The organism is Thiocystis minor (assembly GCF_016653465.1).
Taxonomy (GTDB): Bacteria; Pseudomonadota; Gammaproteobacteria; order Chromatiales; family Chromatiaceae; genus Chromatium; species Chromatium minus.
In genome coordinates this window covers 1-14,209 of sequence record NZ_NHSQ01000045.1, presented here as the reverse complement: position 1 = coordinate 14,209, position 14,209 = coordinate 1, and the positions used below count along the sequence as shown (strand labels likewise).

The following is a 14,209-nucleotide window of genomic DNA, read 5'->3' as shown; positions in this document are numbered from 1 at the left end:
GACATGGCGGCGATCCTCAGGACGGCTTGGATTCGACGCGCGAGCGCAGATCCAATCCAACCAACACGCGCTCGGTATTCGACAGGTCGCCGATGATTTTGCGCACCGGCGCGGGGAGGCAGCGCACCAGGGTCGGGATCGCCAGGATCTGGTCGCCGCGCGCCAGTTGGGGATGTTGCATCAGGTCGATCACCTCGATGTGGTAGCGCCCGGCCAGGTGTTCCTCGCAAATGCGCTTGAGGTTGGCAAAGGCGAGGAGGGATTTTGGCGTCTGTCCGGCTACATAGAGCCGCAGGGTCCAGGTATCCGGTTCAGCCCCGACCGGTGGCGATTCAGGCGTCGTGGGGGGCGTGGTCATGGCTGGCCTCCGGTGTCCTCCGGGGCATCGGCCCGGCGGCTCCACGCCATGTCCACGCGCTCCAGCGCCAGTTGCCCGGCCCGCGCCTGCTCGCGCTCGATCTGGGCCAGGGTCTCGATTTCCTGCGCGTCGAACTCAGCACGCAGGGCGGCGATCTGCGCGTCTAGTGCCGTGCGTCGGCGTTCCAGCAGGCGTTGGGTGCGCTCGATCTCCTGCTGGGCGCCCAACCGCGTCGCCTTTTCCGCCGCCGCTTGCGCCTCGCGCGCCGAGCCGGTTAGCACGCCACCCGGACCGGTATAGACATCGCGCAATTCGATGCCCTGCGCGGTGATCAGAAACTCGCGAGTCTGGTTGGAGTGCGCCATGCCACGCGATTTGAGGATGCTCAGGGCCCGATTGCGCTCGCTGCCGGCGTCAATGGCCAACAGCAGCAGCCAGGTGTCGATGAGGGATGAAACGGCGGCGTCGGTGTGATCGAGCTGGCTGGCATCCGAGGTCAAACTGGTGAAGAATCCGGTGATCTGACGCATCTTCAGGAAATCCATCAGGCGCATCAGCATCGCCTTGACCTCGGCCTCATTGTCCGCGTTGATGAAGCTGTTCAAGGGATCCACGATGACGATTCCGGGATGGAATCCGGCGATCTGTTTGTGCATGGTCGTCAGATGCATTTCCAAGCCCACGAAGGTGGGGCGGGTCGCCTCGAACTGGAGCAGTCCCTGCCGCACCCAGGGCTCCAGGTCGATCCCAATGGAGCGCAGATTGCGCATGATCTGGCTGGCGGACTCCTCGAAGGCAAAATAGAGGACGCGCTCGCCCCGCTGGCAGGCCGCGACGGCAAAATGCCCGGCCAGACTGCTCTTGCCCGTCCCCGCGGTCCCCGAAACCAGGATGCTGCTGCCGCGATAATAGCCCGCGCCGGACAGCATCGCGTCGAGGCGGGGAATGCCGGTGGAGACCTGTTCGGTGGAGACGACCTGCTGCAAACCCAGCGAGGTGATCGGCAGGACCGAAATGCCGTCTTCGTCGATCAGAAACGGATATTCGTTGGTGCCGTGGGTCGAGCCGCGATACTTGACCACGCGCAGCCGCCGCGTGCAGATCAGGTTGCTCACGCGATGATCGAGCACGATGACGCAGTCGGAAACGTATTCTTCCAGACCCTGGCGCGTCAGCTGGCCATCGCCGCGCTCGCCGGTGATGATGGCGGTCACGCCCTTGTCCTTCAGCCAGCGAAACAGGCGGCGCAGTTCGGCGCGCAGGATGATTGGATTGGGCAGGCCGGCGAACAGCGACTCCACCGTATCGAGCACGACGCGCTTGGCGCCGATGGTATCGATGGCGTAGCCGAGACGGATGAACAGACCCTCCAGGTCGAATTCTCCGGTCTCCTCGATCTCGCTGCGCTCGATGAACACGAAATCCAGCGCCAACTGGCCGTGCGCGATCAGGTCGTCGAGATCGAAACCGAGCGAGGCGACGTTCGCCGTCAACTCCTCGCCGGTCTCCTCGAAGGTCATGAAGACGCCCGGCTCGTGGTATTGAGTCGCGCCGCGCACCAGGAACTCCATGGCCAGCAGCGTCTTGCCGCAGCCCGCGCTGCCGCAGACCAGCGTCGGTCGCCCGGTGGGCAAGCCGCCGCCGGTGATTTCGTCGAGTCCCTGGATACCGGTAGGGGATTTAGGGAGTTGCGCCCTGGGTGGAGTCATGTCGGTCTCCGGATGACGCTGAAAGAACCATCAGCACATTGGTGTTTTAGCGACGCGTCTTTCTGGAGTTTGGGCTGACAGCCCGATCTGGAGCGGTTGGGCGGATTCTAGCAGATCTCTGGCGGGGTAGATGTCGGTGCGTCTCGCTCGAACCTGATTTTCAAACGCGTTCCAGTCGCCTCGGCAAACCGTTCAAGCGTGCGGGTCGATGGTCGCACCCGCCGCCCTCCAAGCAAGCGATCGTCGTCCGTGTCGTGCCCATCCGCCACGCTACTTCCGCTTGCGTCAGTCCTGCACTGGCGCGCGGCTCAATCATCAGAGTCCACAACGAACGCTGCGAATCAAGAACAAAAAAGCCAGGCCGAAGCCTGGCTTTTTTGCGTTCAGCCGTCTAGTTGATTATTTGGACTGGGGCTGAGCGGGAGCGGCCGGGGCTACGGGAGCAACCGGTGCGCCGTAAGGGACGGCATACGGATAGCCGCCGCCATAGTAGGGAGCGCCATAGCCGCCATACGGATAGCCATAACCACCGTAGGGATAGCCGTAGCCAGAACCGTAGTAATCGCCATAGCCGCGACCATAGCCGCGACCACGACCATAACCACGGCCGCCGCCGCTCATGTTCATGTTGAAGTCGCCATAGCCGTCGCCGAACATGTCGCTGAACATGTCGCCGACTCCATCGCCCCAGCCGCCATTGCGGTAACCGTCGTTACCCCAAGGACCGCCCCACCAAGCGGAGGCGGAAGCGGACACACCGAGAAGGGCGGCGATTGCAGCGGCAGTAGCAAGCTTTTTCATCTCTATTTCTCCGATAATTTGTGATTTTGTCAGCAAATGTGGTCACTTTCTCGGTTGACCACGGAAAAGAATTATATTAGAAAATAATTAAATATGAAATTATATTTCACGATTGAAATTAGATTTTCAAAAGGTAATGCCGATCACTGTCGCAGGCTTCATTCACGCGCCAGCCTCCGCATGGTATATCCGTGCCCATGATCAATCGCGATCTGACCGTCAGTTTAGATAAACCCTGTGATTCAGGCGGTAGGTTAGCGAAAATCGCGGGTGGAAAAATCCGTACAACTACTCAGTCGCGACCCGATGACGGATTCGCCAACTCACTCAACCGCCGCTTGACCACTACCAGATCCTCCCACGCCTTGGCCTTTTGCTCGGGCGAGCGCAGCAGGTAGGCGGGATGGTAGGTCACGCGCAATGGGATCGACGCCTCCCCGAACGCGAACCAGCGTCCGCGCAGACGACCGACCGGTTCATCCGTTCGCAGCAAACTCTGCGCCGCGATGCGTCCCACCGCCAGGATGACGCGCGGTCGGATCAAGGTTACCTGGCGTCGCAGATAGCCTTCGCAACGCTGGATTTCCTCGGGCTTGGGATCGCGATTGCCCGGCGGGCGACACTTCAGCACGTTAGTGATATAGACCTGCTCGCGGGAGAGTCCGATCGCACCCAGCATTGGTGTCAGCAGTTGCCCCGCCCGACCGACGAAGGGCTCGCCCTGCCGATCCTCGTCGGCGCCCGGCGCCTCGCCGATCACTAGCAGATCCGCATTCCGATTGCCAACCCCAAAGACGGTCTGGGTGCGGGTCTCGCACAGACCGCAGGCACGGCAAGCCGCTACGGCAGCCATGAGTGGATCCCAATCCATGGTGGCGACATCCTCCGCCTTCTCCTCGTCCAGACCCTCGTCCATCGGGTCAGCGCCCATCTGCGCCCATGACTGATACGCCTCGAACATCGCGCCTTCGTCATCGGACTCTTGAGCCAAGCTCTGGTCGTCCCGGTCCGGTGGGGGGCGGATGTTCCGCCCGCTGGCGGGCGGAACATCCGCCCCGCCGAACGTCTCGCCGACACCCGGCGCCAATCTGGAATCGGACGTCTGGATCGGATTCGCCACCGCGTCAGGTAGTGGCGTCGGATCGCTCAGCTTCGCCTCATCGGAATCCGGCGCAGGAGCAAAGCGCGGCTCCCAGACCGACACCCCCAGTGCGCGCAGATAGCCTCGTCGGACCGCTTCGTCCATCAGACATCGCCGATCTGCGGATGGGCGCGTTGCGCCGGATGCAGGATCTTGTTGCAGGCATTGAGGTACGCCTTGGCCGAGGCGATCACGATGTCGGTATCGGCCCCTTGCCCGTTGACGATCCGCCCGCCCTTTTCCAGACGCACCGTCACCTCGCCCTGCGCGTCGGTCCCGCTGGTGATGGCGTTGACCGAATAGAGCCGCAGCACGGTGGCGCTGTCAACGATCGTCTCGATCGCCTTGAAGGTCGCATCCACCGGCCCGCCGCCGCTGGCCGCGCCCGATTTTTCGATGCCGTCGAAGGTCAGCACCAGCTCGGCATGCGGCGTCTCGCCGGTCTCGGAGCAGACCCGCAGCGACACCAGCTTGACCCGCTCGTTCGCCGTCTCCAGCGTCGCGTCGGTCACCAATGCCTGCAAGTCCTCGTCGAAAATCTCGTGTTTCTTGTCCGCCAGATCCTTGAAGCGCGAGAAGGCCGCGTTGAGTTCCTCCTCGGAGTTCAGCGCCACGCCCAGTTCGTCCAAGCGGGCGCGGAAGGCATTGCGGCCCGAGTGCTTGCCCAGCACCATGCGGTTCTCGCTCCAGCCCACATCCTGCGCGCGCATGATCTCGTAGGTCTCGCGGCTCTTGAGCACGCCGTCCTGATGGATACCCGACTCATGCGCGAAGGCGTTGATGCCCACCACCGCCTTGTTGGGCTGCACCGGAAAGCCGGTGATGCCCGAGACCAGCCGCGAACAGGTCATGATTTGCGTGGTGTCGAGTTGGGTCTGACAGTCGAACAGATCCTGACGGGTCCGCACCGCCATCACGATCTCTTCCAGCGCGGCGTTGCCGGCACGCTCGCCCAGCCCGTTGATGGTGCATTCGACCTGACGCGCGCCGTTGCGCACCGCCGCCAGCGAGTTGGCGACCGCGAGCCCCAGATCGTTGTGACAATGGACCGAAAAGACGGCTTGATCGGCATTCGGCACCCGCGCGCGCAGGGTCGCGATCAGGCTGCCGAACTGATCCGGGATGTTATAGCCGACGGTATCGGGGATATTGACGGTGCGGGCGCCCGCCGCGATCACCGCCTCCAGCACCCGGCAGAGGAAATCGATCTCGGAGCGCCCGGCATCCTCCGGCGAGAATTCCACGTCATCGGTATAGTTACGCGCCCGCTTGACCGCATAGACCGCCTGTTCGAGCACCTGATCGGGCGACATCCGCAGCTTCTTCTCCATATGAATGGGCGACGTCGCGATAAAGGTATGGATGCGCCCCGCGTTGGCGCCCTTCAGCGCCTCGCCCGCGCGATCGATGTCGGCATCGAGCGCCCGCGCCAGACCGCACACCCGGCTGTCCTTGATCGCCTCGGCGACGGCTTTGACCGCCGCGAAATCGCCCGGACTGGCGATCGGGAAACCGGCCTCGATCACATCCACCCGCAGGCGTTCCAGCGCCTTGGCGATCCGCACCTTCTCGTCGCGGGTCATGGAGGCGCCGGGGCTTTGCTCGCCGTCGCGCAACGTGGTATCGAAGATGATCAGATGGTCTTTCGCGGTCATGGAAAACTCTCTTGGGTGATGTGACGTGGCAGCGGTCGATTGTAGGCGATCGGCACGGCGATCCTGGATGATCGAGCGGGATGAAACCGCGCGTCAAGTTCCATTCAAGTCTTCGATCGGCAATGATTCGATCGGTTGCCGGTCCCGGTCCGTCGCGGCTAGACTCGCGATCGGATCGACAGTCTCAAGGACGATGCAGAGTCCGAAGGCTGAGGCGCCGTCGAGGACAGCCGTTCTCTTTAAAGATCAGGAGTCAGCATGACACCGGACCTTCACGACCTGGAACTGCTGCTGCGTTCCGACACGCCGATCGTCCTGATCGAGTCGATCGAGGAGCCGCGGGTGATCGAACTCTTCGCCCGGCTGGCGATGCGCCTGTCCGAGCCCGCGTTCTGCTGGACCGTCACCGACGGACTCCAGCGGATCGAGTTCGACGCCCCGGCCCAGCAGCCGCTCGCGAATCCCGGCGAGGCTCTGCGTCACATCAAGCTCACCAATCAGCGCGGCCTCTATCTGTTGCTCGATTTTCATCCCTATCTGGACAAGCCCCTGCACGTCCGGCTGTTGAAGGAAATCGCGCAGGGCTACGCCAATCTGCCGCGCACCCTCATCCTAGTCAGCCACGGACTGGAGATTTCTCCTGAACTGCGTCATCTCAGCGTGCGCTTTTCGTTGCGGCTACCCGATCGTCAGCGCATCCAGACGCTGATCCGCGAGGAGGCCAGGCGCTGGCAGGAGACCGTCCAGGACCGTCCGGTACGCGCCAGCCGCGAGGCCGTCGAACAGCTCACCGACAATCTGCTGGGCATCACCGAATCCGATGCCCGTCGTCTCATCCGCAACGCCATCCGCCAGGACGGCGCCATCACCCAGGATGACGTGCAGACCGTCAAGCGCGCCAAGTACGAACTCCTCAGCCCCGAGGGGATCATCAGCTTCGAGCATGACACCCGTTCCTTCGCCGAGGTCGCCGGCCTCGACAACCTCAAGGCGTGGATCGACCGTCGCCGCGACGCCTTCCTCGATCCCGCCCGCCAGCGCGACCATCCGCGCGGCATTCTCTTGCTGGGCGTGCAGGGCGGCGGCAAGAGCCTCGCCGCCAAGGCCGTCGCCGGACGCTTCGGGGTGCCGCTGCTGCGGCTCGATTTCGGCGCGCTCTATGACAAATACATCGGCGAGACCGAGAAGAATCTGCGCCGAGCGCTGGACACCGCCGACCTCATGGCGCCCTGCGTGCTCTGGATCGACGAGATCGAAAAGGGCATCGCCAGCGGCTCGGAAGACGAGGGAGTGGGCCGGCGCATCCTCGGCACGCTGCTGATCTGGATGGCGGAACGTGCCACGCGGGTGTTTCTGGTCGCCACCGCCAACGACATCTCGCGGTTGCCGCCCGAACTCATCCGCAAGGGCCGCATCGACGAACTCTTCTTCGTCGATCTGCCCACCGCCGAGGTTCGGCGCGACATCTTCGCGATCCATCTGCGCCAGCGCGGTCAGGAGCCCGACCGCTTCGACCTGCATGCCCTGGCCGAGGCGAGCGAGGGCTTCACCGGCGCCGGCATCGAGCAGGCGGTGGTCTCCGCGCTCTACGCGGACACGACGCGCGATGGCACGCTGGAGACCGCGACCCTGCTTGGCGAACTGGCCAGCACCCAGCCGCTGTCGGTCATCATGGACACCCAGATTCAGGCGCTGCGGACCTGGGCCAGGGAGCGGACCGTGCCCGCGCATGGTCCCGAGCGGTATTAAACCGCGCCCGGCGCGGTATGCGATGTTTATGGATTGAATCGACCCCGGAAGCCTCTATGATCGTCGGAGCTGGCGCGGTTTAAAGTGTTTCAAAATTAAATCGTTAAACCGCGTCGACGCCGACATCGCAGATGGGTGCCAACTTGGCTGACCACTCAAAACTACGCATACCTTACCGGACGCGGTTTAGAGACATCCAGGGCGTCATCCGATTGCAGCCTGGACCCGGCGGAAAGATGCAATCGCTCCCCATCGTCCCCATTCTCGGCGATGATTCGGGTTTCTCCGAGTATCTGTCCGCCCATTTTCCCGAGACGTTGCGATGCAATACAAGGACTACTACAAAACCCTCGGCGTGGCGCGCAACGCCTCGCAAGACGAGATCAAGCGCGCCTATCGCCGGCTGGCGCGCAAGTTTCACCCGGACGTCAGCAAGGAAACGAACGCCGAGGCGCGTTTCAAGGAGGTCAACGAGGCCAACGAGGTTCTGCACGATCCGGAGAAACGTGCCGCCTACGACGCGCTCGGCAGCAACTGGCGCGCCGGGCAGGATTTCCGTCCGCCGCCCGGCGGCGCCGGCAATCGGGAGTTCCATTTCGATCCGAACGAGACCGCCGACTTCAGCGACTTCTTCGCCAGCGTCTTCGGACGCGCCTTCCGTTCCGATCATCGGGAAACCCGCCGCCGCCGCGGCCAGGACCAGAGCATCAAAATCGTGATCGATCTTGAGGACGCCTATCGCGGCGCGACCCGTCAGATCAAGCTCGACGCGCAGGAAACCGCCGCGGACGGCAGCCGGAGCACGCGCTCGCGCACCCTGAACGTCCGCATCCCGGAAGGCGTCACCCAGGGCCGGCAGATCCGGCTCGCGGGACAGGGTTCGGCCGGCCTGAATGGCGGCCCGTCCGGTGATCTCTACCTGGAGATCGAGATCGCTCCCCATCGGCATTTCACGCCGGACGGCAAGGATATCCAGCTGCGTCTGCCCATTGCCCCCTGGGAGGCGGCCCTGGGTGCATCCGTGACCGTGCCGACCCTGGGCGGCTCGGTGAGCCTGAAGATCCCGGCGGGCTCCCAGAGCGGACAGAAGCTGCGTCTGAAAGGACGCGGTTTGCCCGGCAAGCCGCCCGGCGACACGATCGTGGTGCTGGAGATCGTCGCACCGCCAGCCAACACCGAGGCCGCGCGCGAGGCGTATCGACTCATGGCTGAGCGTCTGAACTTCAACCCGCGGGCCGAGTTGGGAGTCTGATCCATGGCGCAGATCGAGACCGTCATCGAAGGGATCGTGCTGGATGAAGCCGTGACCGTTTCGCTAACGGAACTCACCCAGCTTTGCGGCGCCAATGGGCGAGTCATCGAACTCATGGTGGTCGAGGGCATGCTGCGCCCCCAGGGCGGACAGCCAGAGGACTGGCGCTTTAGCGGCGAGGAGGTTCGCCGCGCCCGCCGCGCCGTCCGACTCCAGCGCGATCTGGATCTGAATCTCGCCGGCGCCGCCCTCGCGCTCGACCTGCTCGATGAACTGGACCGCCTGCGCGAGCGATTGCATGCACTCGAACGGCAACTCGGCGAGACCCGCGCGCCTCGCTAAAGCCGCTTTCAAGGTGACGTCCGACAGGCCGCCGATGGATGAAGGTGGACCGCCAACCAAATGCAGTCTTGCAGGCGTTCAATATGAAGATAGACATGATCATCCCTTTTCGTCAAAAATAACGCTTGGTCCCGCCACATATCTACAGCGCCAGCCATTCCGAAAAAGCGTATCGGAGATGGCGTTTCGGCGTTTTGCCCCCAAGTCTTTGACTCACGTAACGATGCGGCCACATCAGGTCATGCCGGATCGCGCGTTGCGGAGAATCTTCTCGGTGCCGAGCATCGAGCCCTGACATATTATTTTCTCACGAGGTTCAAGGTGGTCGTTCAAGCTGTAAGAGAGTCCGTGCAAGGACAGCCTTTCAATGACGTTCTTAACGAACTACACGCGCACACATTTACTGGGGTGCCAGGAGAATCCGATCCTTTTACCCTCAGCGAGATTGATCGCGAATATATCGCGTATGCGTTGGCGCTCTATTATCAGTGCGACCATTGCCAGCAATATCACGGACGCACCATTGCTCGCCTGCGCAAGCAATTGAAAAGTCCCTATTGGGACTGGGAAGCGGAACTGGTGAAACTCACCTTGTTTCTGCGGACCGGTCGCGATAGTGTCTCGGCGCTGGAATGGAGTGGCTGGGTGAATGCTTGGCGGGGGTTTGCCGACCGCGTTCATCATCACCAATCAGGGCTTGGCTGCAACATCGCTTATGCGATCGGCATCGCTCGCGCCGACGAACATCTGATGGACATCGCCTTCGAGTCGTTCGGAATGCTTTATCCGCAAGAAGACACTCTCTTGGGCGTGATTCGCGATATTGACCGCGTCGTGGTTTTCATGAAAGCCGCTACCTCGAAGAACCGGACAGATCCAATCCTGCGGCGTCAATTAGAGCAGCGCGGTGTGCGGATGTAGCCCGGAGCCGCGCGGGAAGCCTTCGTCGTCGGTGCCGCGCGGCAGGATCCCAGCCGGCATTAAAAAACCCGCGCTTAGAAGGGTCTATGGTCTTGCTGGAGGTCTGAGGCTCCCTCGGAGTAAGTCGCCCCCCTCTCGGAGGTCGCTAAACGAGTCGGATGGCAAACAGCAGAAGGCCAGGCACTTAGCCCAGCCTTCTCACCTTCAGAAGAGCGGCAATTTCAGTATGCCGTCATCAAGCCGCCTTGGCCTGCTCCGCCGCGTCATGCTCGATCACGGGGCTCGTACCTGCTCCGTGAATCTCGATGCGCCGCGGCTTCATCGACTCCGGCACCTCGCGCACCAGGTCGATGTGCAGCAGACCGTTCTCCAGCTTGGCATCGACCACCTTCACGTAGTCGGCGAGCTGGAACTTGCGCTCGAAGCTGCGGTTGGCAATGCCGCGATAGAGGAAATTACCCTCCGCCTCCGTCGCCTGGCGTTGGCCGGAAACAGTGAGCAGATTCTCCTTCGCCTCGATACCGAGCTCGCCCTCGCCAAAGCCGGCCACGGCTAGCGTGATGCGGTAACGATTTTCGTCTTGCAGCTCGACGTTGTAGGGCGGATAGCCGCCGGGCTCGCTGCGATAGGCCGTCTCCAGCGCATTGGCCAGACGATCGAAGCCGATCATGGAGCGGAACAGCGGTGAAAAGTCGAGTGTGGTCATGACATATCCTCCAATTGAGCAATATGAACAAGCAATTGGCGTTCGATTGAACCGCCAGCCAACAGTCCCCGAATGGGCGGCTGCTACATTATGCAAAGTAGCACCGGGTTAGCACTCGCGCAAGGGGAGTGCTAACCATTTTTTCGAGACACCGACCGTCGACGGCATTTACCCGATCGCACGGCCAGTTCCACCGGCAAGGAAGTCGCCACGAAGCGCGGATCAGCCTCTTTTGAAGAGCGCGACCGAGCACTTCATCCTGACGCCAGCTTGCGTCTGTGCGCTAAGATATGGCCACACTCAGGAGCTTGACGCGCCTGGAGGCACTCACCCAGCGTGGCCACGATGAATCTTCGCCTGCATGACCGCGATCTCTGGAAATTGCCGCACCCGGTGCGGGTCGATGTCGCTTTGGAGCAGCCCGCCGAGCAGTTCATGCTCGGGCCGACGGGTTTGCTGGAGGGACTCCGGCCCTACCTCACCGATGAGACCGCCACCACCGAATGGATCCTGAATTCGGTTCCGGGCATGCACCAATTGGCCATGGTCTCGCTCGGTGCGCCGGGGAGCTTCAATCTGGGCACTTTCGTCCTGATGCTGGCCCGCGCCCGCCTGCGCGCCCATGGCGATCCCATTCTGCAGGTCGCCACGTCCCTGCAGACCCAACTGGCCGCCACGGATCTGGCGGCCCAGTTGCCGGTCCGCTTCTTTCGCTGCCCCTATCCGGCGGTCTACGTCGAGTTGGCCCGCCCCTCGCCACTGAGGATCATCAATCGCGACTCGGGACTGCACGAGGTCGAGGGGGCCTACGTGACCACGCATCGCATTCCACGCAACGGCCGGCTGAATGAGAAGCCCGATCGGGTGCGGGCGTTGCGGCTCGACCCGGCCCGGGAGACCCGGGTTCTGGAGCTGGTGATCACCGGCTCGCCGGTCGGCAAGGACAACGTCCTCGACGATGCCTCGCAGGACATCGTGCTCTACATCCAGGACGAGGACGAGCCGCTGAGCGCCCTACTTGCCCGCCACACCGCCTATTACCGCTCCGCCTGGATCACCCATCAGCCGGGGTTCGTGCTCCCGGAAGCAGACGAGGTCACGCGCGCGGGCGAGGTGATCGACCTGCTGGCCAAGATCCTGCTCTATCTCAACCTCGCCGAAGCGGAGCAGGTGCGGGTCAGCGAGCGCAGCGATCTGGAGCGGCGCCTGCGCGGTCTCGGCCCCAAAAAGGCCAAGCGCCTGGGGCGCCAGTTGGTGACCGCCTACGACCGGATCCTGATCGGCTCACGAATCGCCACGCATCAGGACACAGGGTCAGCGAGCGACCAAGATGAGCCCGGCCAGGCACCCGCGCACCATCTGCGCCCGCACTGGCGGCGCGGCCACTTTCGGCGCATCCGCTATGGCGAGGGGTTGACCGAAAGCCGATTGGGCTGGATCCAGCCGGTGTTGGTGAATGCCAGCGATGCCCTGGGGTGCGTGAATACGAAACCGTATCACGTGCGATAGCCGATCGTTTTCAACTGACTCCTCAGCGCCCGCTGCACTTCTTGAATTTTTTCCACTGCCGCCGGGACAGGGATCGTTGCGGCCGACCTTGACCGCCTTGACCCGCATCCCTTGCGCGATCGTCGGAGCGCGCGTCGTCGCCTTGCGCTCGTCGGTTGAGAGCTGCTTCTTGGTGTCATCGATAGCCATGCTCGGTTCACTCGATTGAATGATCAGCCGCCGGTCATCGACATGAAACGCACCACCTGCTCCGGCCGCTCCCGGAACTCATGGCGTTCCGGTTTCAGCGCAATGGCGCGGCGCAGATGTTCGATCAGCTCCGCGTCGCCGATCCCTTCGCGCAGCAGCGGCCGCAGCGGATAGCTGTGGTCCTGACCCAGACACAGATAGAGGGTGCCGTCGACGGTCAGTCGCACCCGGTTGCAGGTCTCGCAGAAGTGCTGGGAGATGGGCGTGATGAAGCCGATGCGCGTTTCGGTCCCACCGACCCGGTAATAACGGGCTGGGCCACCGCCGGGGAGAATATCCGAGATCAGCTCGAAACGCTGTTCCAGACGTTGCTTGATCGGCCCCAGATCGCCGAAGGCGCTCGCCACGGTCTGTCCGGTGGCGCCCATCGGCATAGTCTCGATCAGGCGCAGGGTGAAGCCGCGCGCCGCGCAGTAGTCGAGCAAATCCTCGATCTCCCCGTCGTTCACCCCGCGCATCACCACTGCATTGACGCGGATCGGGTTCATGCCCGCTTCGTAGGCCGCAGCGATCCCGCGCAGCACCCGGTCGAGATCGCCCCCGGTAATCTCACGGAAGACCTCGGGGCGCAGACTGTCCAGGCTGACATTCAGGCGCCGCACGCCCGCGCGCTTGAGCGGTTCGGCGAGCGCTTCCATCTGGGTGCAGTTGCTGGAGAGCGAGAGATCCTCCAGACCGGGCAGAGCGGACAGCCGTGCGGCCAGTTCGGGCAGGTGGCGCCGCATCAGGGGTTCGCCGCCGGTCAGACGGACACGCCGCACCCCCAGCGCGGTGAAGGCGGCGACCACGCGCTCCACCTCCGCGAAGGTCAGCCAATGTTCGGGTTCCTCGAAGCCCTTGAACCCCTTGGGCAGACAATAGCCGCAGCGCAGATCGCAACGGTCGGTGACCGAGAGACGCAGATAGTCGATACGGCGACCGAAGGGATCGGTCAGCGATGGGTGGCTCATCCTCGGGTGTCCTCTTTTGTTCTTTGGTTGCGATGGTTTGATCGGCCAACCTCGCTTGCAAGGATAAAACCAATGTTCCAGATCGGTCGAATCGATGCCAAGGCAATTGTAGGAACGATCATCAATGATGGCATAAATGTCTATCCGTCCAATCGCTTCAGTGAGGTGGAAATTGATTGCTCAGCTATACTCAAGTTCCTAATTCTACTTTGTTAACTTTGACTGTCGCATAAATTAATGAATTTTAAGTTATTTTTTATTAGGCGCAATAAATCTTCATTTACTATGCCCCTATTGAAGATAGATGTTGGCGGTTTATGGGTGATTATAGGCGCTCAACGCGCCACTAGAACCCTATTGTTTATGTGTATTTTTGTTTATTATCATAAAATTTAAACACTTAAAGATTTTTTGAAGGTAACAAAGTAGAACTAACCAGGATGCGGAATGCATGATGGCTTGGTCGCGCAATTTTATTCGAGGCCGCAAAGCCGTTCGTGATCGGAATGCAATGACGGCCTGCGAGTCGGGACAGGATCTTCAAATCACCGGAGAACCATGTCATGACGCAGACGAGTCACCGTTACGCCACGAATGTTCATGAAGTGGCAGAGGGCATCTATCGCGTCAATACGCATCCCATTACACACAACTCCCCGTGTGCGGGTAAAATAGGTTTGAGCATTCACGTTCATTGGGGATCGCATGGGCTGGGCAGAAGACGAATTTCGCGGGATCGCTCTGGGCGACGCGCGCCGCGATCGGCGGGTGGTTCAATTGGTGGAGCGTCTGGCCGAGCGACCCACGGCGAGCATTCCGGGCGCGTGTCATGGTTGGGCGGAGACCCAGGCGGCGTCTCGCTTTCTG

13 protein-coding genes are annotated in these 14,209 nt (G+C 62.1%); 6 read left to right on the top strand and 7 right to left on the bottom strand.

Annotated features, from left to right (window positions below):
• Nucleotides 1-16 precede the first annotated feature (16 nt).
• The 5 genes from CCR95_RS04060 to CCR95_RS04035 all read right to left on the bottom strand — a co-directional run bounded on the left by CCR95_RS04060 (nucleotide 17) and on the right by CCR95_RS04035 (nucleotide 5,664).
• A complete protein-coding gene (locus CCR95_RS04060) occupies nucleotides 17-358 on the bottom strand; it encodes a circadian clock KaiB family protein (RefSeq protein WP_201092110.1) in 342 nt (113 codons plus the stop codon).
• Nucleotides 355-2,067, bottom strand: a complete 1,713-nt coding sequence (gene kaiC / locus CCR95_RS04055) for a circadian clock protein KaiC (protein WP_201092108.1) — start codon at nucleotides 2,065-2,067, stop codon at nucleotides 355-357. The genes CCR95_RS04060 and kaiC overlap by 4 nt, the downstream gene beginning before the upstream one ends.
• Before the next feature lie 399 nt (nucleotides 2,068-2,466).
• A complete protein-coding gene (locus CCR95_RS04045; protein WP_201092104.1) occupies nucleotides 2,467-2,868 on the bottom strand; it encodes a sulfur globule family protein in 402 nt (133 codons plus the stop codon).
• A 292-nt stretch (nucleotides 2,869-3,160) separates the two neighbouring features.
• Entirely contained in the window at nucleotides 3,161-4,114 is a 954-nt protein-coding gene (locus CCR95_RS04040; protein ID WP_201092103.1) for a uracil-DNA glycosylase, read from the bottom strand.
• Nucleotides 4,114-5,664, bottom strand: coding sequence for a 2-isopropylmalate synthase (locus CCR95_RS04035; RefSeq protein ID WP_201092101.1), 1,551 nt, complete (start codon nucleotides 5,662-5,664; stop codon nucleotides 4,114-4,116). The genes CCR95_RS04040 and CCR95_RS04035 overlap by 1 nt, the downstream gene beginning before the upstream one ends.
• Before the next feature lie 258 nt (nucleotides 5,665-5,922).
• Between CCR95_RS04035 and CCR95_RS04030 the strand changes: the two genes are divergently transcribed.
• From CCR95_RS04030 to CCR95_RS04015, 4 genes are all read left to right on the top strand, one after another.
• Nucleotides 5,923-7,413, top strand: coding sequence for an AAA family ATPase (locus tag CCR95_RS04030; RefSeq protein WP_201092099.1), 1,491 nt, complete (start codon nucleotides 5,923-5,925; stop codon nucleotides 7,411-7,413).
• Between the two features lie 322 nt (nucleotides 7,414-7,735).
• Complete coding sequence (locus tag CCR95_RS04025) at nucleotides 7,736-8,665, top strand: DnaJ C-terminal domain-containing protein (protein ID WP_201092095.1); 930 nt, start codon at nucleotides 7,736-7,738, stop codon at nucleotides 8,663-8,665.
• A 3-nt stretch (nucleotides 8,666-8,668) separates the two neighbouring features.
• A complete protein-coding gene (locus CCR95_RS04020) occupies nucleotides 8,669-9,007 on the top strand; it encodes a chaperone modulator CbpM (protein WP_201092090.1) in 339 nt (112 codons plus the stop codon).
• A gap of 321 nt (nucleotides 9,008-9,328) precedes the next feature.
• On the top strand, nucleotides 9,329-9,928 hold the full coding sequence (locus CCR95_RS04015) for a hypothetical protein (RefSeq protein ID WP_201092088.1): 600 nt from the start codon (nucleotides 9,329-9,331) through the stop codon (nucleotides 9,926-9,928).
• 235 nt (nucleotides 9,929-10,163) lie between these two features.
• On the opposite strand, the gene CCR95_RS04010 is transcribed toward CCR95_RS04015, so the two are convergent.
• Nucleotides 10,164-10,634 carry an Hsp20 family protein gene (locus tag CCR95_RS04010; RefSeq protein WP_201092087.1) on the bottom strand — a complete coding sequence of 157 codons (471 nt, stop codon included), beginning with the start codon at nucleotides 10,632-10,634 and terminating at the stop codon, nucleotides 10,164-10,166.
• A gap of 345 nt (nucleotides 10,635-10,979) precedes the next feature.
• Between CCR95_RS04010 and CCR95_RS04005 the strand changes: the two genes are divergently transcribed.
• On the top strand, nucleotides 10,980-12,143 hold the full coding sequence (locus tag CCR95_RS04005) for an AcrVA2 family anti-CRISPR protein (protein WP_201092086.1): 1,164 nt from the start codon (nucleotides 10,980-10,982) through the stop codon (nucleotides 12,141-12,143).
• 212 nt (nucleotides 12,144-12,355) lie between these two features.
• Here the strand turns inward: CCR95_RS04005 and moaA are convergent, their stop codons facing one another.
• Nucleotides 12,356-13,342 carry a GTP 3',8-cyclase MoaA gene (gene moaA, locus CCR95_RS04000; RefSeq protein WP_201092085.1) on the bottom strand — a complete coding sequence of 329 codons (987 nt, stop codon included), beginning with the start codon at nucleotides 13,340-13,342 and terminating at the stop codon, nucleotides 12,356-12,358.
• Between the two features lie 705 nt (nucleotides 13,343-14,047).
• Here moaA and CCR95_RS03995 point away from each other — a divergent pair.
• Nucleotides 14,048-14,209: IS4/Tn5 family transposase DNA-binding protein (locus CCR95_RS03995; RefSeq protein ID WP_201092084.1), on the top strand; the 162-nt coding region annotated here is incomplete at its 3' end.

Excerpts from the sequence above, each read along its gene's own strand:
- CCR95_RS04040 (WP_201092103.1), bottom strand. The coding sequence starts at position 4,114 with ATGGACGAAGCGGTCCGACGAGGCTATCTGCGCGCACTGGGGGTGTCG.
- CCR95_RS04060 (WP_201092110.1), bottom strand. The coding sequence starts at position 358 with ATGACCACGCCCCCCACGACGCCTGAATCGCCACCGGTCGGGGCTGAA.
- CCR95_RS04025 (WP_201092095.1), top strand. The coding sequence starts at position 7,736 with ATGCAATACAAGGACTACTACAAAACCCTCGGCGTGGCGCGCAACGCC.
- CCR95_RS04045 (WP_201092104.1), bottom strand. The coding sequence starts at position 2,868 with ATGAAAAAGCTTGCTACTGCCGCTGCAATCGCCGCCCTTCTCGGTGTG.
- CCR95_RS04005 (WP_201092086.1), top strand. The coding sequence starts at position 10,980 with ATGAATCTTCGCCTGCATGACCGCGATCTCTGGAAATTGCCGCACCCG.
- CCR95_RS04030 (WP_201092099.1), top strand. The coding sequence starts at position 5,923 with ATGACACCGGACCTTCACGACCTGGAACTGCTGCTGCGTTCCGACACG.
- CCR95_RS04020 (WP_201092090.1), top strand. The coding sequence starts at position 8,669 with ATGGCGCAGATCGAGACCGTCATCGAAGGGATCGTGCTGGATGAAGCC.
- moaA (WP_201092085.1), bottom strand. The coding sequence starts at position 13,342 with ATGAGCCACCCATCGCTGACCGATCCCTTCGGTCGCCGTATCGACTAT.
- CCR95_RS04035 (WP_201092101.1), bottom strand. The coding sequence starts at position 5,664 with ATGACCGCGAAAGACCATCTGATCATCTTCGATACCACGTTGCGCGAC.
- kaiC (WP_201092108.1), bottom strand. The coding sequence starts at position 2,067 with ATGACTCCACCCAGGGCGCAACTCCCTAAATCCCCTACCGGTATCCAG.
- CCR95_RS04010 (WP_201092087.1), bottom strand. The coding sequence starts at position 10,634 with ATGACCACACTCGACTTTTCACCGCTGTTCCGCTCCATGATCGGCTTC.